Source organism: Actinophytocola sp. (assembly GCF_045807065.1).
Classification (GTDB): domain Bacteria; phylum Actinomycetota; class Actinomycetes; order Mycobacteriales; family Pseudonocardiaceae; genus Actinophytocola.
In genome coordinates this window covers 1-22,707 of the sequence record NZ_JBJMIE010000149.1, presented here as the reverse complement: position 1 = coordinate 22,707, position 22,707 = coordinate 1, and the positions used below count along the sequence as shown (strand labels likewise).

22 protein-coding genes are annotated in these 22,707 nt (G+C 71.4%); 12 read left to right on the top strand and 10 right to left on the bottom strand.

Features of this window, described 5'->3' with window-relative positions; all coding sequences use genetic code 11:
- The first annotated feature begins 244 nt into the window (after positions 1–244).
- Entirely contained in the window at positions 245–376 is a 132-nt protein-coding gene (locus ACJ73U_RS08805; protein ID WP_407777050.1) for a hypothetical protein, read from the top strand.
- A gap of 43 nt (positions 377–419) precedes the next feature.
- Here the strand turns inward: ACJ73U_RS08805 and ACJ73U_RS08800 are convergent, their stop codons facing one another.
- The 3 genes from ACJ73U_RS08800 to ACJ73U_RS08790 all read right to left on the bottom strand — a co-directional run bounded on the left by ACJ73U_RS08800 (position 420) and on the right by ACJ73U_RS08790 (position 3,947).
- Positions 420–695: a hypothetical protein gene (locus tag ACJ73U_RS08800; RefSeq protein ID WP_407777049.1), complete on the bottom strand. Its 276-nt coding sequence runs from the start codon at positions 693–695 to the stop codon at positions 420–422.
- A gap of 1,184 nt (positions 696–1,879) precedes the next feature.
- Entirely contained in the window at positions 1,880–3,082 is a 1,203-nt protein-coding gene (locus ACJ73U_RS08795) for an MFS transporter (protein ID WP_407777048.1), read from the bottom strand.
- Between the two features lie 364 nt (positions 3,083–3,446).
- Positions 3,447–3,947 carry a DUF3558 family protein gene (locus ACJ73U_RS08790; RefSeq protein WP_407777047.1) on the bottom strand — a complete coding sequence of 167 codons (501 nt, stop codon included), beginning with the start codon at positions 3,945–3,947 and terminating at the stop codon, positions 3,447–3,449.
- Between the two features lie 102 nt (positions 3,948–4,049).
- Between ACJ73U_RS08790 and ACJ73U_RS08785 the strand changes: the two genes are divergently transcribed.
- On the top strand, positions 4,050–5,747 hold the full coding sequence (locus ACJ73U_RS08785; protein WP_407777046.1) for an Hsp70 family protein: 1,698 nt from the start codon (positions 4,050–4,052) through the stop codon (positions 5,745–5,747).
- 18 nt (positions 5,748–5,765) lie between these two features.
- Here the strand turns inward: ACJ73U_RS08785 and ACJ73U_RS08780 are convergent, their stop codons facing one another.
- The gene (locus ACJ73U_RS08780) at positions 5,766–5,999 is read right to left on the bottom strand and encodes a hypothetical protein (RefSeq protein WP_407777045.1); all 234 of its coding nucleotides are present in this window, start codon (positions 5,997–5,999) and stop codon (positions 5,766–5,768) included.
- Between the two features lie 13 nt (positions 6,000–6,012).
- On the opposite strand from ACJ73U_RS08780, the gene ACJ73U_RS08775 reads away from it, so the two are divergent.
- Genes ACJ73U_RS08775 through ACJ73U_RS08765 form a run of 3 tightly spaced genes read left to right on the top strand, consistent with a single transcriptional unit; the run spans position 6,013 to position 7,357 of the window.
- A complete protein-coding gene (locus tag ACJ73U_RS08775; RefSeq protein ID WP_407777044.1) occupies positions 6,013–6,210 on the top strand; it encodes a hypothetical protein in 198 nt (65 codons plus the stop codon).
- Positions 6,207–6,356, top strand: coding sequence for a hypothetical protein (locus tag ACJ73U_RS08770; RefSeq protein WP_407777043.1), 150 nt, complete (start codon positions 6,207–6,209; stop codon positions 6,354–6,356). The genes ACJ73U_RS08775 and ACJ73U_RS08770 overlap by 4 nt, the downstream gene beginning before the upstream one ends.
- A 14-nt stretch (positions 6,357–6,370) precedes the next feature.
- Positions 6,371–7,357 (top strand): aldo/keto reductase, encoded by a 987-nt coding sequence (locus ACJ73U_RS08765; RefSeq protein ID WP_407777042.1) that lies wholly within the window; start codon positions 6,371–6,373, stop codon positions 7,355–7,357.
- Positions 7,358–7,504: 147 nt separating this feature from the next.
- Here ACJ73U_RS08765 and ACJ73U_RS08760 read toward each other — a convergent pair whose 3' ends face one another.
- Positions 7,505–8,596: an endo-1,4-beta-xylanase gene (locus ACJ73U_RS08760; protein ID WP_407777041.1), complete on the bottom strand. Its 1,092-nt coding sequence runs from the start codon at positions 8,594–8,596 to the stop codon at positions 7,505–7,507.
- A gap of 236 nt (positions 8,597–8,832) precedes the next feature.
- On the opposite strand from ACJ73U_RS08760, the gene ACJ73U_RS08755 reads away from it, so the two are divergent.
- On the top strand, positions 8,833–10,005 hold the full coding sequence (locus ACJ73U_RS08755) for an FAD-dependent oxidoreductase (protein WP_407777040.1): 1,173 nt from the start codon (positions 8,833–8,835) through the stop codon (positions 10,003–10,005).
- A gap of 200 nt (positions 10,006–10,205) precedes the next feature.
- On the opposite strand, the gene ACJ73U_RS08750 is transcribed toward ACJ73U_RS08755, so the two are convergent.
- Positions 10,206–10,826 (bottom strand): flavodoxin family protein, encoded by a 621-nt coding sequence (locus ACJ73U_RS08750; RefSeq protein ID WP_407777039.1) that lies wholly within the window; start codon positions 10,824–10,826, stop codon positions 10,206–10,208.
- 129 nt (positions 10,827–10,955) lie between these two features.
- Here ACJ73U_RS08750 and ACJ73U_RS08745 point away from each other — a divergent pair, with 129 nt between their 5' ends.
- The 6 genes from ACJ73U_RS08745 to ACJ73U_RS08720 are packed head-to-tail and all read left to right on the top strand — an operon-like array spanning position 10,956 to position 16,511.
- Positions 10,956–11,744 carry an arylamine N-acetyltransferase family protein gene (locus ACJ73U_RS08745; protein ID WP_407777038.1) on the top strand — a complete coding sequence of 263 codons (789 nt, stop codon included), beginning with the start codon at positions 10,956–10,958 and terminating at the stop codon, positions 11,742–11,744.
- Positions 11,745–12,122, top strand: coding sequence for a YybH family protein (locus ACJ73U_RS08740; RefSeq protein ID WP_407777037.1), 378 nt, complete (start codon positions 11,745–11,747; stop codon positions 12,120–12,122).
- Positions 12,123–12,133: 11 nt separating this feature from the next.
- On the top strand, positions 12,134–13,225 hold the full coding sequence (locus ACJ73U_RS08735; RefSeq protein WP_407777036.1) for a phenazine antibiotic biosynthesis protein: 1,092 nt from the start codon (positions 12,134–12,136) through the stop codon (positions 13,223–13,225).
- The gene (locus ACJ73U_RS08730; protein WP_407777035.1) at positions 13,225–14,583 is read left to right on the top strand and encodes an aldehyde dehydrogenase family protein; all 1,359 of its coding nucleotides are present in this window, start codon (positions 13,225–13,227) and stop codon (positions 14,581–14,583) included. Before ACJ73U_RS08735 ends, ACJ73U_RS08730 begins: the two co-directional genes overlap by 1 nt.
- 34 nt (positions 14,584–14,617) lie before the next feature.
- Positions 14,618–15,703 (top strand): IS701 family transposase, encoded by a 1,086-nt coding sequence (locus ACJ73U_RS08725; RefSeq protein ID WP_407777034.1) that lies wholly within the window; start codon positions 14,618–14,620, stop codon positions 15,701–15,703.
- A 31-nt stretch (positions 15,704–15,734) separates the two neighbouring features.
- On the top strand, positions 15,735–16,511 hold the full coding sequence (locus tag ACJ73U_RS08720; protein ID WP_407777033.1) for an alpha/beta fold hydrolase: 777 nt from the start codon (positions 15,735–15,737) through the stop codon (positions 16,509–16,511).
- Positions 16,512–16,568: 57 nt separating this feature from the next.
- On the opposite strand, the gene ACJ73U_RS08715 is transcribed toward ACJ73U_RS08720, so the two are convergent.
- From ACJ73U_RS08715 to ACJ73U_RS08700, 4 genes are all read right to left on the bottom strand, one after another.
- Positions 16,569–17,402 (bottom strand): NAD(P)H-binding protein, encoded by an 834-nt coding sequence (locus ACJ73U_RS08715; protein ID WP_407777032.1) that lies wholly within the window; start codon positions 17,400–17,402, stop codon positions 16,569–16,571.
- A gap of 11 nt (positions 17,403–17,413) precedes the next feature.
- Positions 17,414–18,616 (bottom strand): acyltransferase family protein, encoded by a 1,203-nt coding sequence (locus ACJ73U_RS08710; protein WP_407777031.1) that lies wholly within the window; start codon positions 18,614–18,616, stop codon positions 17,414–17,416.
- A 136-nt stretch (positions 18,617–18,752) separates the two neighbouring features.
- Positions 18,753–21,650, bottom strand: coding sequence for a discoidin domain-containing protein (locus tag ACJ73U_RS08705; RefSeq protein WP_407777030.1), 2,898 nt, complete (start codon positions 21,648–21,650; stop codon positions 18,753–18,755).
- A gap of 81 nt (positions 21,651–21,731) precedes the next feature.
- Positions 21,732–22,707 (bottom strand): ROK family protein (locus ACJ73U_RS08700; RefSeq protein WP_407777029.1); only part of this gene is annotated, 976 nt, incomplete at its 5' end.

Here is a 22,707-nt window from a genome sequence, read left to right as displayed (position 1 = left end):
GGCATGTAACAACGGTTGGCGGACAGGTTACGCCAACCGAGTTCGTCGTCATTTTGTTGCTCGTTCGTTAACTCTCGGTTATTCCTCGTTACTTGAGGTATTTACTATTCGTATGCGATCATTTCTTCGAAGGTATAGTTTGGCCCCCAACTCTACTCACTCCACGTCGCGCCGATGGTGAACCACTATTCGCGCGATCTTCTTCCCCTATCCAACAACCCGCCAAGGCATATTGGGAGTCGAGATGAATGTCGCGCGAATAGTGGTCGCCCTCGTGGCGTCGGTGATCATGGCGGTCGGCGTGGCTGGCACCGCGTCTGCTGACCCACCTGGCATGACCCACAACACCATAGTGCCGGACATGACCCACAACTGACAAGTGCCCGAACGTCTGCAATTGTCAGTCCTCGGCTCCTAGGTCAGTTGGCAGTGCGGTAGGCCCGGTCGCAGGGCGCCGTCGGGATGGTTCCAGCATCTCGACCGCGTCCTGCGGCTCGGTGTACCGCACGATCTTGCAATGCGTAGCCGAGATTGACGAGCCGGCCGCCGAGGCGGCATTCGTCGGCTACGGCCATCTGTTCTTTTCGGTGGGCGTCCGTGTCGAGCATGCGTAGCACGAACCGGGCGATCTGGTTGTTGACGCTGCTCAATTCAGCGACAAGTACCAGTTCGTCGTGCCAGTCCTCCGCGGCCACCACATTCACCCCACCAATTTCGTTTCCCATTCGTTTCTGACAATAGCCAGTCTGCCCTTGGCGTGCGTACCGAGACATCGGTCAAGTGACGGATGTGCGAAGGGCAGTTGCCGGGGCGATCATTGCGCCGAACGGGTGGCGAATCCCTGATCATCGTGCGCCTGCTCCTGCATATGCACGGACGCCGCGACAGACGATCATGTAAATGCTATACGCTCCGTCACCGACTAGCGGGCGTGGCATCTCCATTGGTGGAGCGGCCCGATCAGCGGAGCCCGTCTTCCCGTCAGCGAGCTGGATCTTCCGGCAACTCGCCACCACCCTGGGGGAGGGGCTCACCGCTGCGGTCGTCTGGCCCGGGGCACCGGCAAGTCCGCCCTGCTCAGAGCGATCGCGGGCGGCTGTGAACGGGCTGGTAGCAGCCCTGTCCGGGTGCACGCCGACACCGATCTGGCGACCTTCGCGCACACGGTTCCGCTCCTCGCCGACGACGCCCACCAGCTCCGTCCGGCCACGCTCGACGCCCTTCGGACGCGTGCCAGGACCGCCGGCGCGCATGGTGATCACTTACCGTCCGTGGCTGCGGCCCGGTGGCTTGTGGGCACTCGGGGCAGAGCCCTCCCGCCACCACTCGCCGATCGTCCTCGGGCACCTTGACAGGGACGCGGTGGCAACGCTGGTCGCGCGGTGCGGCAAATGCCAGCCGTCCGACATGTTCGTTGCCCTCGTGCTGGGGCAGTCCGGCAGCTCGCCGATGTTCGCGGGGCTGGTGACACAGGCGCTGCTCGGCACTGGCCGCCTCGGCCCCACCCCGAGCGGTTCCGACGACCCAACCGGGTCTCCGTGTCCCCGGCCTCGCCGAGCGGCTCCGGTACCTCCTCGAAGCCCTCGAACCGGCGATCTACCAGCTGATCGAGGCACTTGCCCTCCGCGCGCCACTTGACACGAGGTCCTCGCTGAACTCCTCGGCACCGATCCCGCCGGGCTCACCGACACGTTCACCACCGTCGACGCCGCGGAGCCGGGCGAGGAGACCGAGGAGGATCCGACGCTGCTGAGCGAGCGTGGGCTGGAGGTGGGCCGGCTCGTCTCACCAGCAGGTCGGCGCGCGGCTGTTCATCTCGGCGAAGACGTCGAGCACCACGTGGCACGGATGAGGAGCCGGCTCGGCCGCGACGAGCTGTTCAACCGCCGACGGGGACTGCTGCGGACCTGGTCCCGGCCTTCGGCAGCAGCAACGGCGTGGCCAGCAGGAGCAGCCCAGCGAGTCCGATGGCGGCGCGGACGCCCATGACCGACGCCAACAACCCCCACACCACCGTCAGTGCCGCGGTGGTGGCCCGGACGGTGATCGTCCACGCCGACAGCGTCCTGACCACCCGGTCCTGCGGCGTGTGCGCGAGCCGGAACGTGGCCGACAGCGGGTTGAACACCCCCGCGCTCGTGATCAGGCCCAGCTCGACCAGGATGACCACCAGCAACCCCCCGCCGCCGGCCGGGACGAGCGCCAGCCAGATCACCCAGGCGGCGCGGAGGGTTCCGCTCACGACCAGCACCCGGTGCTGCCCGAACCTCGCGGCGAGTGGTCGCGCCAACCGGGCGCCCACCAGCCCACCGAGGCACGGTATCCCGAACGCGAGGCCGTACTGCAGCGTCGTGAGGCCGAGGTCGCGCAGGAGCAGGACGGCAAGCAGCGGCGCGGTCGCCATGATCAGCCCGTTGACGAGGCTGGTGTTGAGGAACAGCGCCCGCAGCCGGTGGTCGCGCAGGATGTGGCGCCACCCGTCGCGGACCGCTGGCCGCTCGGTCCGCCGGACCGGCCGCGGCTCCGGACGTCGCACAGAACCAATGGTGAGCGCGGAGCCCAGGTAGCTGACCGCGTCGGCCACCACGGTCGTCACCGGGCCGAAAATCCCGATCGCCGCGCCGCCGAGCGGCGGACCCAGCGCGGTGGCGGTCCACATGGTCGTCTCGAACCGGCTGTTCGCGCGCAGCAGGTCCTCGGGGCGCACCAGCGACTTGAGGAAGGCCCCGCTCGCCGCGGTGAACACGATGTTGGTCGCGGTCACGACGACCGAGACGACGACCAGCTGTGTGAGCGTCAACAACCCGAGCGCGTAGGCGGCGGGCACGGACGTGAGCACCGCGCACCGCAGGAGGTCCATCGCGATCATGACCGGTCGCTTGCGCCTGACCTCGACCCAGGGTCCGAGCGGCAGTGCGATCAGCGCGCCGGCCGCCGGTCCGGCCGCGGCGAGGAGTGCCGCCGCGGCCGGCCCGGCGTGCAGCACGAGGACGGCGATGATGGGGAACGCGTCGAGCGCGAGCCACGTGCCAGCCGCGCTGACCGTGTACGCCGCCCAGAGCCGTCCGAAGTCCCGATCCACGGGTGGATCAAACCCGTGGACGGCGCCGGTGATCAAACAACCGGGCCCACAACCGGTGGTTGTGCGCCCCATGCGGGTGTGAGCGTGCCCAGCGCCGCCACGATGCCCTCGCAGCTGCGGGCCACCGCCTGGTACACCCGCACCTCCTCGCGGTTGGCGAACGGGCCCGGCCGCCCGGCGGCGCCAGCGGTCCAGCTCGGCGATGCGCGGCCACTCGGGACAGAGATCCGTCTTGGACAGTACACAGAGGACATTGGGGCCGTGAGGAACTCGGGGTTTGTCCCGCAACCGCATTGGTGTGCCGGCCGTACCTGCCGGCGACCGCTGGGGGATTCGCCCCACTGTCGAACCCGAAGTGAAACGGTCAGCGGGCGGCGGGAAGGCTGCCGATCGCGGCGGACAGCAACTCCTGCAAGGCGGAACACGAGTCGGGCTCACCGTGGTGCATCACCGCGACGACGGCCTGGTCGGCCGCGACGCCGACGTCGTAGCGGCAGAACTCGCCGCGCGCGGTGAACGTTTCCAGCGCGGGATATCCGAGCAGCCGGGTGCGGCTGGTGGTGGAATCGCGGTTCCTGGTCAGATCGGACAGTCCTTTGCCGCTGGTGAAGGCGGTGAGCTGGGCGGAGGCGTCGTTCTTTCCGGTCCAGCGGCAGTTCGCGCCGAGCTCGTCCTGTCCCGGTGCGCCCGCGTCGAGGCCGAGCGTGGCGCGTGTGGAGTCGTCGAGCAGCGTGCACGGGTCGACGCCGACGAGGCCCTTCGGCGACTCGACCGCCGGCACGGCCGGCTCCGGTGGTGGCTCGGTGGTACCGCACCCGGCCGCCACGAGCACTGCCGCCGCTGTGACCAGCAGGCGAATAATCACGAGACTTCCCTCCGCCGTGTCATTTCCCGTCCTATCGGGATTTCTGTAACGTTCTCGACCCCTGATACGTCTTCCCAAGCAGCGTTTCGCTTGGAGGCGAGCATGAGTTACCGGGTCGGAATCGACTTCGGCACCACCTTCACCGCGGCGGCGGTCCATCGCGACGGTGAGCAGGCGGTCGAACTCGTTCCGTTGGGGGACAGCAGGGCATCGGTGCCGTCGGTCGTGTTCGTCGCGCCGGACGGTGGGCTCGTCATGGGCGACGCCGCGGCGCGGCGTTCGGTGACCGACCCGGACCGCGTGGTGCGCGAGGTCAAACGGCGGATCGGCGACGGGACGCCGCTGGTGGTCGCGGGTAGACCCATCGAGGCGCACACGATCGCCGCGTGTTTCGTGCGCTGGGTGGTCGACCGGATCAGCGAGCGGGAAGGCGCCACGCCCGAGGGGGTGGCGTTGACGCACCCCGCGTCGTGGGGCCGGCACAAGTGCACGTTGCTGACCGGAGCTCTCGCCGCGCAAGGGATCGGGTCCGTCCGGCTGGTACCCGAGCCGGCGGCGGCCGCGTTCGCGTATGCCGCGACGCGGGACGTGCCGCCCGGCGCCGCGATCGCCGTGTACGACCTGGGCGGCGGCACGTTCGACGCGGCCGTCGTGCGCCGGCTCGCCGACGGCGGGTTCGTGCTGGCCGGACGTCCGCAGGGGATCGAGGCCCTCGGCGGGGTCGACTTCGACCAGGCGGTGTTCGCCCACGTCCGCGCCGCCGTCGGTCCACCGTGGACGTCGTTGGACTTCGACGACCCGGCGGTGCGGTCCGCGGCCGCCGCGTTGCGTCGCGAGTGCACGGAGGCGAAGGAGGCACTGTCCGCCGACACCGAGGTGACGATCCCGGTGATGCTGCCCGGGCTGAGCACCCGGGTGCGCATGGTGCGGAGCGAACTGGAGCGGCTGGTCGCGCCGGCGGTCGCGGAGACCGTCGAGGCGATGCGGCGGGCGGTCGCGGCGGCCGGGTTGGCGCCCGCGGACCTGTCGGCGGTGCTGCTGACCGGTGGCTCCTCGCGGATTCCGCTGGTGGCGCAACAGGTGTCGGCGGCGCTCGACCGCCCGGTCACCGCCGACGCCGATCCGAAGGCGATCGTGGCGACGGGGGCGGCGCTGTCGATCGCGCCGGTCGTGCTCGAGCCCGTGGCCTCGATCGTTCCGGTGCGGGCGATCGTCGCGCCGGCCGCGCCCGTCGGCTCGAGATGGCGGAACCGGCGGGGACTCATGGTGGGCATGGGTGTCGCGGCGTGCCTGGCCGCGGTGGTGACCACGGCGAGCACGGTCGGTCCGGACCTGCTGCCCGGCGGTACGGCGGCGGGCGAGGCGAACACGTCCAACCTGCCCCGCGAGGTCGTGGACCGCGTGCCGATCGGCACCCCGAACAGGAACGACGTCGACCCGTGGACGGGCAAGCCGTTCGAGGAGACGACGCCGCCGGGTCCGACGCGGTCGGACGCCAAGCCGGCGGAGGCGACTCCCGAGGCGCTGACGCCGACGCCCACGACCGGCGGCGACCGCGACGCGGCGATCGCGGGTGGGCCACCCGTCGAGACGTCGGGCGGGGCCTCGGCCACCGGCGTGCAACCGCCCATCGGGGACGGTGGCCGGACGAACACCGGGTCCAGCTCCTCGTCGGCTCCCGGCCCCGATCCGCAGCCGGTCTCCGCCGAGTCCTCGGTGCCGCCGTCCTCGGAACCGCCGGTCGTGTCCAGCGAGCCGCCGGCCGAGTCGTCGTCGGCCCCGCCCACAGAGGGTCCGTGACCACTGTGAACGCTCACCTCACGGGGGCGTCCGGGTAGCCGGTGACGGCCGGTCCGCCACCGCCCGGCCCAGTACCGTCCGCCTGACCGCGCCACCCCTCGCCGCCCGACGGGACCGACCCGGCCGCGCCTGGTGGCTGTGTCGTGCTGGCTGTGGTGGCTGGCCGCCGGCGTCCTTCGCCTTCTTCTCGGCGGACTCCGGCTGGTTGGTCCCGGCACTGAGCTTGGAGAGCGCCTGGTCGTTGTCGGCCACGAGGATGCTCTCCGTGGTGTTCGCGCTCACACGCTTCGACGCCGTCCGGGCCGAGCTGACCCGCATCGCCCGGGACAGCGGCCCGTCCGCGACCGCGGACACGAGGTGGAGCCTGCCCGTCCTCGTGATCGTCGGCGGCGGGCTCCTGCTCGGGGTCGCCGGCGCGTCGTTCGCGCTGGGGCTGCGGGCCGGCCGGCGCTGGCGCGGTTGACGTTGACAGCGCTCACACCGCTGGCGGCCGGGTACGCCGTGCTCGTGGTCTCCGCGACCGGCTGGCTCGTCCTCGCCTACGCGGCGACGGCGCTGGCCGGCGCGGTGTGCGTGTACCTGCCGCCCGCGTCCCGCTGGCTGGGTTGATTACCCTGGCGTTCGTGGACGATCGAGTGCTTGGCCGGACCGGCCGCGATGTCGCCGTCATCGGCCTGGGGTGTTGGCAGCTGGGTGCGGACTGGGGGCGCGTGGACGACGCCGACGCCATGGCCGTCCTGCACGCCGCCGTCGACTCCGGGGTCACCTTCCTGGACACGGCGGACGTGTACGGGGACGGGCGCAGCGAGCGGCTGATCCACCGGTTCCTCGCGGAGCGGCCGGGGGAGGTGATGGTCGCGACGAAGTGCGGCCGCCGCGCCGACCCGCACGTGCCGGCGGCGTTCACGCCGGAGAACCTCCGGGCGTGGACCGACCGCAGCCGGGCGAACCTCGGCGTCGACCGGCTCGATCTCGTGCAGCTGCACTGCCCGCCGACGCCGGTCTTCTCGAGTGACGAGGTGTTCGACGCGCTGGACGACCTCGTCACGGCGGGCAACCTGGCCGCCTATGGCGTGTCGGTGGAGACCTGCGAAGAGGCGCTGACCGCGATCGCCCGGCCGAACGTGGCGAGCGTGCAGATCATCCTCAACGCGTTCCGCCGCAAGCCGCTCGAACGGGTGCTGCCCGCCGCCCGCGAGGCCGGCGTCGGCATCATCGCACGCGTGCCGCTGGCGAGCGGTCTGCTGTCCGGCAAGTACGACGAGCACACGACCTTCGCCGCCGACGACCACCGCAGTTTCAACCGGCACGGCGAGTCCTTCGACGTCGGCGAGACGTTCTCGGGCGTGCCGTACGAGGTCGGTGTGGCCGCGGCCCGCGAACTCGCCGAGGTGGCCGCCGGGCTCGGGGTCACCACGGCCGCCCTCGCCCTGCGCTGGATCGTCGACCAGCCCGGCGTCAGCGTCGTCATCCCCGGCGCCCGCAACGCAGTCCAGGCCAGGGCCAACGCCGCGGCGGCGGACCTCGACCCGCTCGACACCGACACCCTGGCCACGATCGAGCACATCTACGACGAGCGGATCCGTGCGCACGTTCACCACCGTTGGTGACTCGTCCGCCTCGTCGCCTTGTTGAGTGTTGGTGCGTTCCGGCGAATGCGCGGTTGCGGAGGTGGGTTGTGGCTGGGTGCCGTCACGTTCCCCTGAGGTGACCGTTGCGCGGGTGCGGACCTCCGCACGAGGAGCAGAGGCCGGACCTCAACCCCGCGCGAGAGTGAGGATCGCCTGTAGCTCGCTGTACGCGGGCTTGGCGGCGAAGTTCTCGTCCAGGAGGTTGGCCGCGCCCTCGCCGTCGAAGAAGCCGGGTACCCACGAGTACCTGTCCGTGAAGCCCCACACCGTGAACGAGTTGCAGCGCCTGGCGAGCAGGCAGCCCTGCAGCAGCACGCTGTAGCCCTGGGCCTGCGCCTGCAGCTTCACGGTGTCGGCCGGCATGATCATGCGCACGTCGGCCTCCGTGACCGCGGTCTCCAGGCCCAGGGCCTCGAACCGGGCGAAGTTCGCGGCCACGTCGCTCGCGGTGGTGAAGCCGAACTGCACGCCGAAGTGTCCCTGGGCGCCGAAGCCCTGCACCGGAACGCCCTGCGCCAGCAGGGATTTCACGAGCGCGAGGTAGGCGTCGCTCTTGGCGTTGACGCCTTCGACGTTGTAGTCGTTGAGGAACAGCTTCGCCTTCGGGTCGGCCTGGTGGGCCCAGCGGAAGACGTCGGCGAGGTAGCTCGGGCCGAGTTCCCGCAACCACACCGTGTCGCGCAGCTGGCCGTTGTCGTCGATGACCTCGTTGGCGACGTCCCACTGGTAGATGCGGCCGCGGAAGTGCCGCACCTCGTCGGTGATGTGCTGGCGCAGGATGCCGCGCAGCTCGGCGGCGTCGATCTCACCGGAGTCGACGCCCTGGGTCAGCCAGGCCGGGAGCTGGTTGTGCCACACCAGGGTGTGACCGCGAACATGCTGGCCGTTGCGCCTGGCGGCGGCGAGCAGGTCGTCGGCCGCGGAGAAGTCGAGGTGCCCGCGTTCGGGTTCGACCACCTCCCACTTCATGACGTTCTCGGCGGTGATCGAGCTGAACTCGGACCCCACGCGGGCGCGGTAGGTCGCGTCCGAGGTGAACGCCGCGTAGTCGACGGCCGTGCCGATCAACAACTGGCGCCCGGCGAGCGCACGCAACGGCCGGTCGGCGGAGTTGGCCCCGGCCGCCGGAGCGGGTGAGCCGGCGGCCGGGAGCAGGGAGGCGGTGACGAGGACGCTGGCGAGAAGGCCGGCGACTGCGGCGACACGGGATACCTTCATGCGGAGCTCCTCGGCGACGGTGGCGGGAACACTCCGAAAATTTCGGAGATTTGTCGGTATCGCGAGGGGAACGTTAAGACTCACTGCGGCCTATGGTCAAGCCCACGGCGCTGGAGTGCTTCCGAAAGTTTCGCTCCCTCGCCTACGGCTCGGTCGTCGACCTGACAGACCCGCCGCGTGCCGATGGCCGCGCCGTTCACCGCCGGGCACCCTGGGCATGGCCGAAGGGAGGCCGGATGGCGGAGTTGGTCGTGGTGGGCGGCGGCATCGGCGGCCTGTCGACGGCGCTGTCCGTCGCCCGGCGTGGACATCGGGTCGTCGTGCTGGAACGCGGTGAGTTCGCGGAGTTCGGCGCCGGGATACAGCTGGCGGCGAACGGGATCCACGCGCTGGACAGGCTGGGCATCGACGTCCGCGCCTCCGCGGTGCACGTCGACGAGCTGCGGTTCATGGACGGCGTGACCGGAAACCACGTGGCGAGCGTGCCGCTGACGGGGGAGTACGAGCGCCGGTTCCGCAACCCCTACCTCGTGGTGCACCGCGGCGACCTGTACCGGCTGCTGCTGGCCGCGTGTCGCGGTTCTGCCGAGATCGCCTTGCGCGCCAACACTTACGTCACCGGCTACGAGCAGGACGGCGCAACCGCCTCGGCCGTGCTCGACACGGGTGAGCGCGTGAGCGGTGACGCGCTGGTAGGCGCCGACGGCATCCGCTCCAGCATCCGCCGGCAGCTGGTCGGCGATGGCCCGCCGAGGATCTCGGGAATCACGGTCTACCGCGCGATCGTCCCGATGGCGGACGTGCCGCCGTCGCTGCGGTGGCCGGCGGTGACGTGGTGGGCCGGACCGGGCTGCCACTTCGTGCACTACCCCATCGCGGGCGGCGAGTTCCTGAACCTGGCCGCCAGCGACGACAACGGCGCGACCGAGGCCATCGCCGGCGTCGACGTGCCCGCGAGTCTCGTGCTCGCCCGGCTGTCCGGTCTGGCGGCCACCCCACGGCGACTGCTGGAACTGGGCCGCGACTGGAAGTCGTGGGTGCTGGTCGACCGCCCGCCGGTGGCGAACTGGACCGACCGCCGGGTGACGCTGCTGGGGGACGCGGCACACCCGATGCTGCACTACGCGGCGCAGGGTGCCTGCCAGGCACTGGAGGACGCCGTGCTGCTGGGGGAACTGCTCGACTGCGCGGCGGCGGAACTGGGGCAGCGCTTCGAGAAGTACAACGCGGCGCGGCGGGAGCGCACGGCCCGGATACAGCGGATCTCGCTGGAGAGCATCAAACTGTGGCACCCCGCGGGTGCCGCGGCAGCGGCCAGGAACGCCGCCCTCGCCGCGATGTCCACCGCGGACTTCCACGACGAGCTGGCGTGGATGCACGGCGTCCGGGAGTTCGGCGCGGCCGCCTGAACGCACGTCCCCGTACCGATCGAGGCATCACACCACCGGGCTCGAGCGCTCGCCTGCCGAACTCACCCGCAGCCACAACGAACGCCGGCACCGACCGTCCACAAAGGCATCGACTGTCCACAGCGCCAACCGTGGACTCCACTGTCGTCGGTGGCAGCCGGTACGCTGGACACCGGGGGCCGGAGGCCACCGCGGTCTCCTCAGGCCGCGGCCGCGAAGCCCGTCACCAGTGCTCGGGCGACCTCGACCGTCCGCCGCGCCTGGAACTCCACCGCGGCCAGGTTCTCCTCGTGCACGTTCCCCGGCCTGTTCCGCGACACACTGGCGACCCCGTACGGGTTGCCGTTGTTCGGCTCGAACAGGACCGGCTCGGTCGACCCCGTCGGCACGATCAACGACCCCCAGTGGCAGAACGCGTTGTGCAGCGCGAGGATCGCCGTCACCTGCCCGCCGTGCGGCGCCGACCCGGAGGTGAACGCCGACACCGCCTTGTTCCGCAGCCGCCCCGGGATCGACAGCCGGGCGGTCGTGTCGATGAAGTGCAGCAACTGCGGCGCCGGCAGGCCGAAGCGCACCGGCGTGCCGACGAGGACGGCGTCCGCCCAGTCGAGATCGTCCAGACCGGCCTCGGGCACGTCCTCCGTGGCCGCACGGTGCTCCGCCCACGCGGCACGGTCGATCACGGGTGGTTCCGCCACCAGCTCCGGGATGCGGCGCAGCCGGACCTCCGCGCCCTCCTTCTCCGCGGCGGCCGCCGCCGCGACAGCGAGCTTGTGCACGTTCCCACTCGACGAGTAGTAGATCACGGCCACCTTGGTCATGGCCCCACTGTCGTGTCACCGCGGGAGAAGGGCAACCACGGACGCCCGGATCTGTCAGGTGCCCGAGAACCTGACAGAGTCGCCGCCGCGCGGTCGAGTGAGCGCTCCCGCCTCCCTAACCTGGAACCCGTGGACGAGACACTCGTTAACGACTACCTGGCCCGCATCGGCGCGGCACGGCCCGCGCGGCCCGACCTCGCCGGCCTCGCGCACCTGCAGGAACGCCAGGTCATGACGGTGCCGTTCGAGAACCTCGACTACCACCTCGGCGAGCCCATCCACCTCGACGAGCGGGTGCTCGAGAAGATCGTGCACCGGCGGCGCGGTGGCGGCTGCTACGAGACCAACCCCGCGCTCTGGTTCCTCCTGACCGCACTCGGCTACGACGCGGTCATCCTGCCCGGCCAGGTCTTCCGGGACCGTCTCGGCGCACCCATGTGCCACCTCGCGCTGCGCGTCGAGGTCGACGGACAGCGGTGGCTCGTCGACACCGGGTTCGGCCGCAACAGCCGGCGCCCCCTGCGGTTCGACGACCGTGCGCCACAACAGGATCCGCACGGCGAGTACCAGATCCTCGACGTGCCGGCGGGCGGCGTCGAGCTGCGGCTGAACGGGCGGCCGCTGTACCGGCTGGACGACCGGCCCTGCCGGCTCGAGGACTTCCGGCCGACGCTCTGGTGGTGGCGCACCTGCCCCGACTCGCCCTTCATGCAGGACCTGTTCTGCTCACTGCCCACCGAGGACGGTCGGGTCACGCTCAAGGGCGACCAGCTCACGATCGTCAGCGGCGGGGACCGGTCCACAGTGGAACTCCCGGACGACTCCGCCGTGCTCGCCGCGTACAAGAAGCACTTCGGCTTCGGGCTCGACGTGGTGCCCAGGAAGCCGGACGTCCGGTCCGCGGGGATCGAGGTCTGAATGTCCGGCGTCACCGACCCCGCCACGCTGCCCGGCGTCTTCGCCGACGCGTTCAACTCCGGGGACCCCGCTGCCGTGGAGCGGCTGTTCGAGCCCGGCGCGGTGTTCGTCACCGAGCCCGGCCACCTCGTCAGCGGCGCCGGGCGCCGGCAGGCCACCGGCGACTTCCTCCGGCTCGGCGTGCCGATCGCGATCACCCTGCGGCACAGCTATGTGAGCGATGACATCGCGTTGCTGATCGGGGACTTCGTCATCGCCGGCACCGGCCCCGGCGGCGACCCGGTGCACATCGAGGGAACCGCCACCGACGTGGCCCGCCGCGGCGCGGACGGCTGCTGGCGGTACGTGATCGACAACCCGCCCGGTACCGACCGCTGAGGAGGAGTGCCGTGTCCGACTCCGTGCTGGACCTGCCCCACGACGTGGCGCCCGATCCCGACGAGTTCCTGCGGGCCGCCATGCGGTGGCACTTCTCACTCGAGACCGGGTCGCCGTTCTGGCTCGCGCGTGCGTCCACGTTCGACTTCGACCCGCTGACCGATGTCCGGACCTTCGCCGACCTCACGTTGTTCCCCAACGTGGCGGGCGAGCTGCGTGACGCCCGCGTCGAGGACCTGGTTCCCCGGGGCTACGGGGCGCGGCCCGACGTCGTCGGCGTCTACGAGAGCGGCGGCACCACCGGCCCGCCCAAGCGGGTCGTGCTCCTGCGGGACTGGCTGGACAAGCTGATCGCCTGGAGCAGCGCCCAGCTCGACGGGCACGGCGTGCCCAAGGACGTGAACTGGCTGTGCGCGGTCCCGTCCGGGCCGCACATGGTCGGGCCGATCATCGCCGCACAGGCGCGGTTCCGCGGCGGGCTGGCGTTCGCGGTCGACCTGGATCCCCGGTGGGTCAAGAAGGTCATCGCCGCCGGCAAGGGGGAGGAGGCCGCGGCGTACGGCGAGCACCTGGTCGAGCAGCTGTCGTACCTGCTCCAGACCCAGGACGTCGGCGTGCTCATGATCACGCCGCCGGTGCTCGAGCGGCTGGCCCGCCGCGACGAGCTGGTCAAGCTCGTCAACGACAAGGTGAGCGCCATCAACTGGGTCGGCACCCAGATGGACGCCGACACCCGCTACCTGTTCCGCACCGAGGTGTTCCCGGACGTCGTGCTGTACAGCGGGTTCGGCAGCACGATGATCCTCGGCAACGCCAGCGAGCGGCACGGCCTGACCGACGACGACCCGTGCGTCTACGACCCCTTCTCGCCCTACATGTCGTTCTCGGTGGTCGATCCGGCGACCGGGGTGCCCGTCGGGTACGGCGAGCGCGGACAGGTCGTCATGCACCACGTCAGCAGGAGCCTGCTCATGCCGAACAACCTGGAACGCGACTACGCCACCAGGATCCGACCGCTGCCGGGGCAGGTGGGCGACTCGGTCGCCGACGTGGCGCCGGTCGAGACGTTCGACGACGAGACCGTGATCGAGGGCGTCTACTGATGATCTCCCTGGACGCGCTGGGGCCGAACGGGAACTTCCGGACCCGCAACCGGCTCACCGTCACCGACGTCGCGGGCACGCCCGTGGCCGAGCTGTCCCTGGTGCCGAAGGTGTTCGTCACGCGTGCCATGTCCGCCCTGCGCCGGGCGACGACGCTGCCGGTGCGGGAGCGGCTGGCCGCCCTCGCCCGTGCGGCCGACGTGTTCGTGAACGCGAACATCGCCGGCCTGTCCTTCGCGGACTACGAGCACGCGGTCAGCCGTGTCTCCGGCGTGCCGCTGTCCGTGGTCCGGTCCGCCACCGCGGCGATCGTCGCGGCCGCGGAACAGGCCCGGTTCAGCGCGTTCCAGGCCAGGCCCACGGGCGCCGTGGACGACTGGCGGGACGAGCGCACCACACTCGGGAGCGCGGTGTGGACCAGGCGCGGTGACGTGTTCGCCGTGCACGCGGCCGGCAACCACCCCGGCCCGCACGGGCTGTGGCTGGAGGCGCTCGCGCTCGGCTACCGGGTGGCCGTGCGACCGTCGCGGCGCGAGCCGCTCACCCCGCACCGGCTGATCACGGCGCTGCGGTCCGCCGGGTTCGGCGACGACCAGGTCGTGCTGCTGCCCACCGACCACGACGCCGCCGACGAGATCCTGCGTGCCGCCGACCTCGGCATGGTCTACGGCGGCGACGACGTGGTGGGCAAGTACGCGACCAACCCGAACGTGCTGCCACAGGGCCCCGGCCGGTCGAAGATCCTGCTCACGCGCGACGTCGACTGGCGCGACCACCTCGACACCATCGTCGACTCGGTCAGCCACGAGGGCGGTGTCGCCTGCATCAACGCGACGGCCGTGTTCGTCGACGGCGACCCGGCCCCGCTCGCGGCCGCCATCGCCGAACGCCTGGCCGCCATCCCGACCCTGCCGCCGCAGGACCCGAAGGCGGTGCTGCCGGTCGCGCCCGTCGAGTCCGCGCGTGCCGTGGCGAACTACCTCGCCGCGCAGGCGAAGAGCACGCTCACAGTGCTCGGGGACGTCGTCGACGAGCTGGGCGACGGCAGCGCGGCGCTGCGTCCCGCCGTCCACCTGCTGGACCGGCCGGACGCCCCGCAGGCCGGCGTCGAGCTGCCGTTCCCGTGCGTGTGGGTCGCCCCGTGGACGCCGCGGGCCGGGCTCGCACCGCTGCGGAACACGCTCGTGCTGACCGCGGTGACCGGCGACCACGCGCTCGTCGACGCGTTGCTCGACGAGCCGACCATCAGCAACGTCTACGTCGGCGACCACCCGACCTACTGGCTGCGCCCCGGCGTGCCGCACGACCGGTACCTCGGCGAGTTCCTCATGCGCACGAAGACCTTGATCCGGTCTTGACCCCCTCTCGAACGCCGGCCGGCACAGTGGACACATGCGGGATGCCACGCTGGACGAGCTGTGCGCCGTGTTGTTCGCAACGCTCCGCCGCGCCGACCAGCGCGGCAGGGGAGCGGAGTACCTGCGCGGGCTCCTCGCGGCGCCCGGACGCAAGTCGATCAGGAACATCGCCGCCGCGACCGGCGGTGCCGAACAGGGCCTGCACCACTTCGTCTGCGACTCGACGTGGGACTGGGCCCCGGTGCGCCGCGCGCTCGCCGAGTTCGTCGTGGCGCGTGCCGAGCCGAGGGCGTGGGTGCTGCGCCCGATGGTGATCCCCAAGGCCGGCACCCGGTCCGTCGGCGTCGGGCGGCGGTTCGACCCGGTCCTCGGCCAGACGCTCAACGCGCAGCAGGCCGTCGGGGTGTGGGCCGCGGCCGAGTGGACTTCCAGCCCGGTGAGCTGGCGGCTGCGGCTGTCGCCGGCATGGCTCGCCGACGAGCGCCGCCGTGTGAACGCCGCCATCCCGGCCGGGGCGGCGCCGGAGACGATCGGCGACTGCGCGGTCGAGGCGTTCCGCGAGGTGGCCGGCGTCGCCGACCGGCCCGTCGTGCTCGACGCCCGGGAGATGGACGCCCCGGCGGTCATCCGTGGCCTCGCCGGCCAACCACTGCTCGTGCGCGTGCCGGACACCCTGCGGCTCTCGGCGGCCGGACCGGTGCTGCCCGGCCACGACGCCGTGCCGGCCGGGTGGCTGATGGGTGCCGTCAGGGACCTCCGCCGACCGGTGACCTGGACGGACGGGGACGGCGTGCCACGGACGGCGCTGGCCGCCGTCGCGCCGGTCGTGCTGGCGGAGGTCGGCCCGCTGCGGCTGGTCGGGATCGCCGACATCGGCGCGGCGTGGCCGGCGCAGCTGTGGCTGACGACCATGTCCGGCGCCTCGCCGGCGACGCTGTCGCGCCTGGCCCGCCTCACCGAGCGCGTGGACCGCGACCTCGCCGAGATCGCCGAGCAGGTGGGCATCCGGGACTTCTCCGGCCGTTCGTTCGTCGGCTGGCACCGGCACGTCACCCTCGCGTCCGCCGCGCACGCCGTCATCGCCGTGTCCGGGCGGTACCGGACACGGCTCGCGTCCTGAACCATCCGAACCATCCGACGAAAGGACTGCCATGCCAACCGTTCCGGCGGGAAACACGCGCGTGCACTACCTCGTGGACGGCTCCGGCCCTGGCCTCGTGCTCGTGCACGGGACGGCCTTCGGCGCGGCGGGCACCTGGGGACACCTGGTGGACCAGTTCGCCGACCGGCACACGGTGATCCGGCCCGACTTCGCGGGCAGTGACGAGACCGTGGACGATGGCGGCGACCTCGCCGTGGCGGACCTCGCCGCCCAGGTCGCGGCGGCCGCGGAGGAGGCCGTGACCGGACAGGTGGACCTGGTGGGCTTCTCACTGGGCGCGGTCGTCGCGGCCACCCTCGCGGCCCTGCGGCCGGAGCTGGTGCGCCGCCTCGTGCTGGTGGCCGGGTGGACGAACCCCGGCGACGAGTACCTGCGCAACCTGATGACCGCGTGGCGGCGCACAGGCGCCGACCCGGAGGCCTTCGGGCGGCTGGGCACGCTCACCGCGTTCAGCCGGTCGTTCCTCAACGCCATCGGCCCGGCCGAGGTGGACAGGATCGCGAGCGGCAACCGGCCGACCGACGGCGCGCTGCGCCAGATCGAGCTGAACCTGCGCGTCGACATCCGGCCCCTGCTGCCGAGGATCACCGCCGAGACGCTGGTGGTGGGCTGCACGCTGGACGCGACGGTGCCGGTGGAGAACGCGCGGGAGCTGCACGCCGCGATCCCCGGCAGCACCTACGCCGAGATCGAGAGCGGGCACGTGGTGCTCTTCGAGCAGCCGGGGGAGTTCGTCAAGCTGGTCAAGGACTTCATCGACCGCTGAGCACGCTCACACGTGCCGCGGGTGGCCCGGGAGCCGCCCGCCGCACGTGTTCTCGCCTCAGCTGAAGTCCGCGACGTGGTCGACCGCCCACTGCTTGAACGACCTGGGCGGGACACCCGTGATCCGCAGGACCTCGTCGGTGATGGGCGCCGGCACGCCGTCGGTGTGTGCCCAGTAGCCGACGACCGCGTCCATCACCCACTCGGGCACGATCGGCCGCAGCGCCTCGCGGGCCTCGGCGTCGGTCAGCTCCTCGTACCGCACCGGTTTGCCGACCGCCTCACCGATGATCTCCAGCTGCTCCCGCTGGGTGATCGACTCAGGACCGGTCAGGAAGTAGCTCCTGCCCTCGTGCCCCGGCTCGGTCAGCGCCGCCACCGCGACCGCCGCGATGTCGGCCTCGTGGATGGCGTCGCTGTGGGACTCCGGGTACGGGAAGCGCAGCACGCCGTCCGCGCGGATCATCTCCGGCCAGCCCCACATGAGGATGTTCGTCGCGAAGTTCTCCGGACGCAGGAACGTGTACGGGATGCCGGAAGCCGCGATCGCCTCCTCCACGACCCGGTGCATCTCGGCGATCGGGCGTCGCTGCGGAATGGCGTCCACGACGGTCTGGGACGACAGCAACACGATCTGCTCGATGCCGGCTTCCGCCGCCGCGCCGAGGAAACCGTCGATGCCCGTCGGCATCGTGTACAGGAACACCTTGCTGACGCCCGCGAGCGCGGCCGGCAGTGTCTCCGGCCTGGTCAGGTCGGCGTACACGGCGTCCCCGCCGAGTGCCGCGGGATCGCGGCCGCTGACCCGGAGGTCAGCGTGCACAGCCCCGAGCTGCTCGACGACACGGCGCCCGACCTGGCCGCTGGCACCGGTCACCAGGATCTTGCCCACGGTTTCCCCTTTCAGTGCAACGATTCCGTGCGACTCCTGCCCGGTGCCGACCAGCGCCGGGTGATCGGGCGCTCGACGAGCGCGTACAGCATCCACGCCACGGCGACCGAGACCACCACCTCGGCGGCGAGCAGGCCCACCGTGGCCGTTGTCGAGAAGTACCCGTCGCCGAGCAGGGACCTGCCGTAGGCCAGCACGATGAAGTGCACGAGGTAGAACGCGAAGGAGATCTCCCCGAGCCAGGTCATGACCCGGCCGTTGAAGATCGTGTGCCGGTCCTCGCGGTCGGCGGTCGCGGCCGCGGCGATCAGCAGCGCCGCCGGGATCACGAAGAGCGCGCTCTGGCCGTAGAGGTAGGGAACGGACTCCGCGAGCCAGTAGCCGCCGGCGAGCAGCACGACGGACGCGACCATGCCGATGTTGCGCCACCGTCCGGTCATGACCGCGCGGGCGACGAGGATCCCGAGCGCGAAGTCCAGCACCCGCACGGGCGGCAGGAGGTAGCCGAACCAGTACTGCGACACGGAAACCGTGCTCTCGCCGGGGATCGCGGGCGCGTCGGGGAGGAGCAGGTACGCCACCACGGGCTTGAGCACGACCAGCGCGGCGACCCCGCCGATCCAGTACTTGAGCCGGTCCGGCCGGATGCGCGTGGCGAGCGCCAACAACAGCGGGAAGCACGCGTAGAAGAAGGCCTCCGCGCCCAGCGACCAGCTGGGCGGGTCGACGCTGAAGTTGGTGTCGAAGTCCGGCATCCAGACCTGCAGCGTGAACAGGTTGACGATCGCGCGCCAGGCGGGGGTGTAGGCCGCCGCGAACAGCACCATGGCGAGGGTCCACGCGACCACGTAGTTGGGGTAGATCTTGACGATCCGCCTGCGCCAGAAGGACTTCGCGTCCTCGCCCGGCCGTGCCGACCAGGTGAGGATGAACCCGCTCAGCACGAAGAAGAACCCGACCCCGAGCCCACCGGCCTGCGAGACCTTGTCGTACACGCCGTAGGCGACGCTGTCGTCGTCCACCAGCCGCAGCGCCGGGATCGGCAGCCAGGCGTGGTAGGCGAAGACGCACAGCGCGGCGACGAACCGCAGCCCGGTGAGCGACGGTAACCGGTTGAACCTGTTGTCCGACTTGCTTTCTCCGCCGGTGGCCGGTCCCGCGACGGCGGTTCCGCCGGCGAGGAAGTCATCCACAACGGCGCGGCTCTTGGCCATGAACAGCTCCCTCTCGAGCGCCACGTGTTCCGTGCAAGCACGGTACGGCGGCCGGAAGGGAGGCCGGGCGAAAGTGGACCATAGTCTGTCGGGTTCCAGCCGGATGGAACCCGACAGACCACGGTCGTCCGTGGGGTCAGCCGATCGAGATGCGGTCCAGGTCGGGGGACGAGTCCACGTCGTCGCCGATCGTGATCGTGTTCTCGCCGGCCCGCAGCGTCACCGGGATCGACGTGGTCCGCGGCGTGTTGTTGCCGACGTCGGTGACCGTGACCACCGACGGGGCGCCACCGTTCACCGACACGTCGTAGGACCGGGTGCCGTTGACCGTGTAGTCGAGGTAGAGCGTGTACGTGCCGGCCGTCGGCACCGTGACGCTCGGGAACACGATCCGCGCGTCCGCCGACCCGCCGAGGTTGCGGACCTTCTGCCCGCCCGAACACGGCGAGCAGCTGGTGATGCCGGCGCTGCCGACGTCGTTGCGGTAGTCCTCCGCCTCACGCATGAACACGCGGTCCGCCGGGCGCGGCCGCACGCCGACCTGTTTCGTGACCGTCTTGCCGCGGCCGAGCACCTGGAACGACGCGGTCACCGGGATGTCCACAGCGGACACCTGCGCCGGCGAGGTGAGCGTCCACCTCCCGGTCAGCGTCTGGCCGAGCCGCAGCGACGTCGTGGTGGCGGGTGCGCCGGTGACCGTCCAGCCCGCCGGTACGACGGGTGCCAGCTGGACCTGGTCGAGCGCGTCGTCCACGTCCAGCCGCAGCGTCGCGGTGACCTCCATCGACTGCTGGCCACCGGGCAGCCACTGCAGCCCGGACGGCACCACCCGCATCGTCGTGGTCGGCGTGTACGACTCCGGGGGCAGCGGGCCGACCGCGATCCGGTCGAGGCCGACCGAACCGGTGCCGGACACCGTGATCGTGTTGCCGCCTGCCCGCAGTGGGACCGCCACCGCGGTGCTCGTCGGCACGTCCGCCGGACCCGCCGGCACCGTGACCGGCGTCCGCACGCCGTTGACGCTCACCGCGAGGGCCCCGACCCCGGTGTGGTCGAGCTGCAGCCGGTACGTCCCGGCCGTGGCGACCCGCACGTCCCGGTACCGCACCCCACCCCGGTTGAGGCCGGTCACCGCGTGTGAGCCCGAACATGCCGCGCAGTCGACCGGACGTGCGGTGCCGACGCGGGCGGCGTGCTCGGCCTCGAGCGGCAGGACGTCGTGGGACGAGGCCCTCGGGTAGTCGTACGCCACCTCGATCTCGTCGATCCGCAGCTGGTTCACGAACTCCCGCGCCTGCGCGCCCGCCCACGTGTTCAGCACGTCGAGCCGCACGTACCGCGCCCTGCGCGCACCGACGTCGATGGTCCGCACGGCTCGGGCGCTGGGCAACGCGCCGGCGCGGACCTCCCGCCACCGCTTCCCGTCGTTGCTCACGGAGACCCGGTAGTCCTGGATCCGCGCGGAGTCCTCCGGCCGCCCGAACGACTCGCGGGCGTAGGTCGGCGACCATTCCCGCTGGTGCACGGCGAGGTAGCCGACGTCGCGGGGCCTGCCGAGGTCGAGGGTCACCGACACCGGGAGCTTCTTGTCGCTGTCCCAGTAGGTTTCGTAGTTCCCGTCGACCAGGTCACCGGCCGGGTGGTCGCTCGCCGACGACGTCGCGGTCGCGCGGATCGTCGAGTGGTCGTAGAAGCCGACCCGCCCGGCGGTCTCGACCCTGAAGACCGTGTCGTAGTCGTCCCAGTTCCGGATGTCGGTGATGGACAGGTAGCCGCCGGACTGGGTGAACCGCATCCGCTCGCCGGTGCGCAGGTCGGTCACCCTCGCGATCCAGTAGCCGTTGTCCCGCAACCGGACGAAGTCGGTACGCGGCCTGGTCACGACGTGCACGTACTGCAGGTTCGTGCCCGGCTTGACCGTCGTGACCCCGTGCGCGCCGTCGTTCCAGAAACCGGGTTCGAGTCCGCCGTACATGTACCCGCCGCCCTCGACGCCGTACAGCGACTCGCGGATCGGTGGCACCCACCGCGCCATGAAGTCGTTGAAGGCCTCCTGCTGCGGCGGGAACCTCCCGTTCACCATGGCGGTCTCGGCCATCAGCGACTTCATCGACGAGCCGGCGTTGGTGATGTAGCGACCGGTGGACAGGCGCACGTCCACGGGGGAGTCACCGCCGGAGTACCACCAGTCGCCGGTGGTGGGGAGCTTGTAGTCGGCCTCGACCAGCCGCGGCATGGGCGTCCACGCGGCCTGTGGGTAGTCGTAGGACGGCGTCATGCCGGTCTTCTGCTCGTTGCTGACCGTGTCCATGATCGGCGTGTCCTCGTTGTTGTTGCTCAGCAACCAGGACGGGCGCTGCTCACGGATCTGCTCGTAGAGGTGGTTGCGCTCCCAGTAGGCGTTGTCGTTGTCGATCCAGAAGCCCGCGAGGTCGGGGTAGTTCCGCATGACCTCGAAGAAGTTGTCGTAGCTGAACATGCCGAAGCCGTCGCGGGTGGTCAGGTCGACCTGCTGGCCCTTGTAGGCGGAGTAGGCGGCGGAGTCGAGGGTCTCCAGGCCCGGCTGCTCGTTGTGCCACTGCGGGTCGTCGGTCATGTAGAGGAGAACGCGAACACCCTTGGCCTTGCCGGCCTGTATCAGCTCGCCCAGGAAGTCGCGCTGCGTCGAGCAGCTGCCCGGGATCTGCGACGGCCACGGGCGTGCGTAGCCGAGCCTGCTGTGGAACGTGGCCAGCACGATGTAGGACGCGCCCAGCTTGTTCGCCTCGTCCACCCAGTAGTCCGGGGTCCAGCCGCCTGCCGTGACGTCGTGCTCCCACGTCGCGCAGTCGAGGTGCTTGGGGGCCGTGAACATGCCCCAGTGCAGGAAGAGCCCCGCGGTGGACTGGCGGAGCCACTCCTGACGCGGGTGCTGGACCTCCGCGGTCGCCGGCGGGCTGCCGAGCAGGGCCGCGAGGAGGCCGAGTACGACGGCGGCGCAGGCGAGCCGCAGTTTCCGGAGGTTGGATCGGCCACGCTGCCGCAGGGGTCGCATCTCGCCCGTCCTCGGTTTATGTCAAGAAGGCTGCATAAAAGACATCCGATGATTGCAACCGAGGTGACCGGAGTCAAGACCTCAGGTGTTGGGCACGTGGAGCAACTCCGCGAGCACCTCGTCGAGCGCCAGGCGCGCCGCGCCCAGGGCGACGGACTCGGCGCCCAGAGTGGACACGAGCACCTCGAGCGGGAACAGCGTGAGCGTTGCCAACTCGCGGCGGAACAGGTCCGCGAACAGCGGTCCCCGGGACATGCCGCCGCCCAGGACCACAGCCTCCGGGTCCACGGCCAGCGCCAGGATGGCCGCACCCTTGGCCAGCACGGCGGCGACCTCACCCAGCACGGCGAGGCTGTTTTCGTCGCCCTCGGTCGCGGCGGCGACCACCAGTTCGCCCTCGCGGCCGGGCGGCAGCCGGCGACGGGCGGCCAGCGTGGCGCCGCGGGCGTGCAGGCGGGCCATGGCCGAGGACCAGCCGAGCGTCGGCAGCGCGCCGATCTCCCCGGCCGCGCCGTGGCGACCCTCGTGCACCCGGCCGCCCCACAGCACCCCGGCACCCGCGCGGTGACCCGCGAACAGGTAGACGAGGTCGGCGCGCTCGGTCGCGGCGCCCTGCCAGTGCTCGGCGAGCGCGGCCAGCTTCACGTCGTTGGCCACGGTCACCGGGCGGCCGACCGCCTCGGCCAGCGCGGTGGCGACGTCGACCTCGGTGAAGCCGGGCAGCGAGTAGGTCGCGAGGCCCGAGCCGGTCGGCCCGCTCGAGACGTCCAGGACCCGGTGGTCGGCGCGCACGGTGCCGGTCACGCCGCAGCCGACGGCCGTGACGTCGGCCGCCGTCAGCCCGGCCTCGGCCCAGCAGAAGTGCGCGGCGTCGGCGGCGGCGCGGATCCGGGCGGCCGGGCCCAGTCCGGGGTCGAGCGCGGCGCGGCGCTGTGCCAGTACGCGGCCGCGCAGGTCGGTGACCACGGCCATCGCCTTGTGCGCGCCGATGTCCATGCCGGTGATGTGCCCGGCGCCGGCGCGGAACCGGAAGTGGCGCGCCGGCCGGCCCCGCCCG

Bases quoted from the DNA above. Each gene is read 5' to 3' on its own strand.
- ACJ73U_RS08805 (WP_407777050.1), top strand. From the start codon at position 245: ATGAATGTCGCGCGAATAGTGGTCGCCCTCGTGGCGTCGGTGATCATG.
- ACJ73U_RS08785 (WP_407777046.1), top strand. From the start codon at position 4,050: ATGAGTTACCGGGTCGGAATCGACTTCGGCACCACCTTCACCGCGGCG.
- ACJ73U_RS08760 (WP_407777041.1), bottom strand. From the start codon at position 8,596: ATGAAGGTATCCCGTGTCGCCGCAGTCGCCGGCCTTCTCGCCAGCGTC.
- ACJ73U_RS08755 (WP_407777040.1), top strand. From the start codon at position 8,833: ATGGCGGAGTTGGTCGTGGTGGGCGGCGGCATCGGCGGCCTGTCGACG.
- ACJ73U_RS08750 (WP_407777039.1), bottom strand. From the start codon at position 10,826: ATGACCAAGGTGGCCGTGATCTACTACTCGTCGAGTGGGAACGTGCAC.
- ACJ73U_RS08740 (WP_407777037.1), top strand. From the start codon at position 11,745: ATGTCCGGCGTCACCGACCCCGCCACGCTGCCCGGCGTCTTCGCCGAC.
- ACJ73U_RS08730 (WP_407777035.1), top strand. From the start codon at position 13,225: ATGATCTCCCTGGACGCGCTGGGGCCGAACGGGAACTTCCGGACCCGC.
- ACJ73U_RS08725 (WP_407777034.1), top strand. From the start codon at position 14,618: ATGCGGGATGCCACGCTGGACGAGCTGTGCGCCGTGTTGTTCGCAACG.
- ACJ73U_RS08720 (WP_407777033.1), top strand. From the start codon at position 15,735: ATGCCAACCGTTCCGGCGGGAAACACGCGCGTGCACTACCTCGTGGAC.
- ACJ73U_RS08710 (WP_407777031.1), bottom strand. From the start codon at position 18,616: ATGGCCAAGAGCCGCGCCGTTGTGGATGACTTCCTCGCCGGCGGAACC.
- ACJ73U_RS08705 (WP_407777030.1), bottom strand. From the start codon at position 21,650: ATGCGACCCCTGCGGCAGCGTGGCCGATCCAACCTCCGGAAACTGCGG.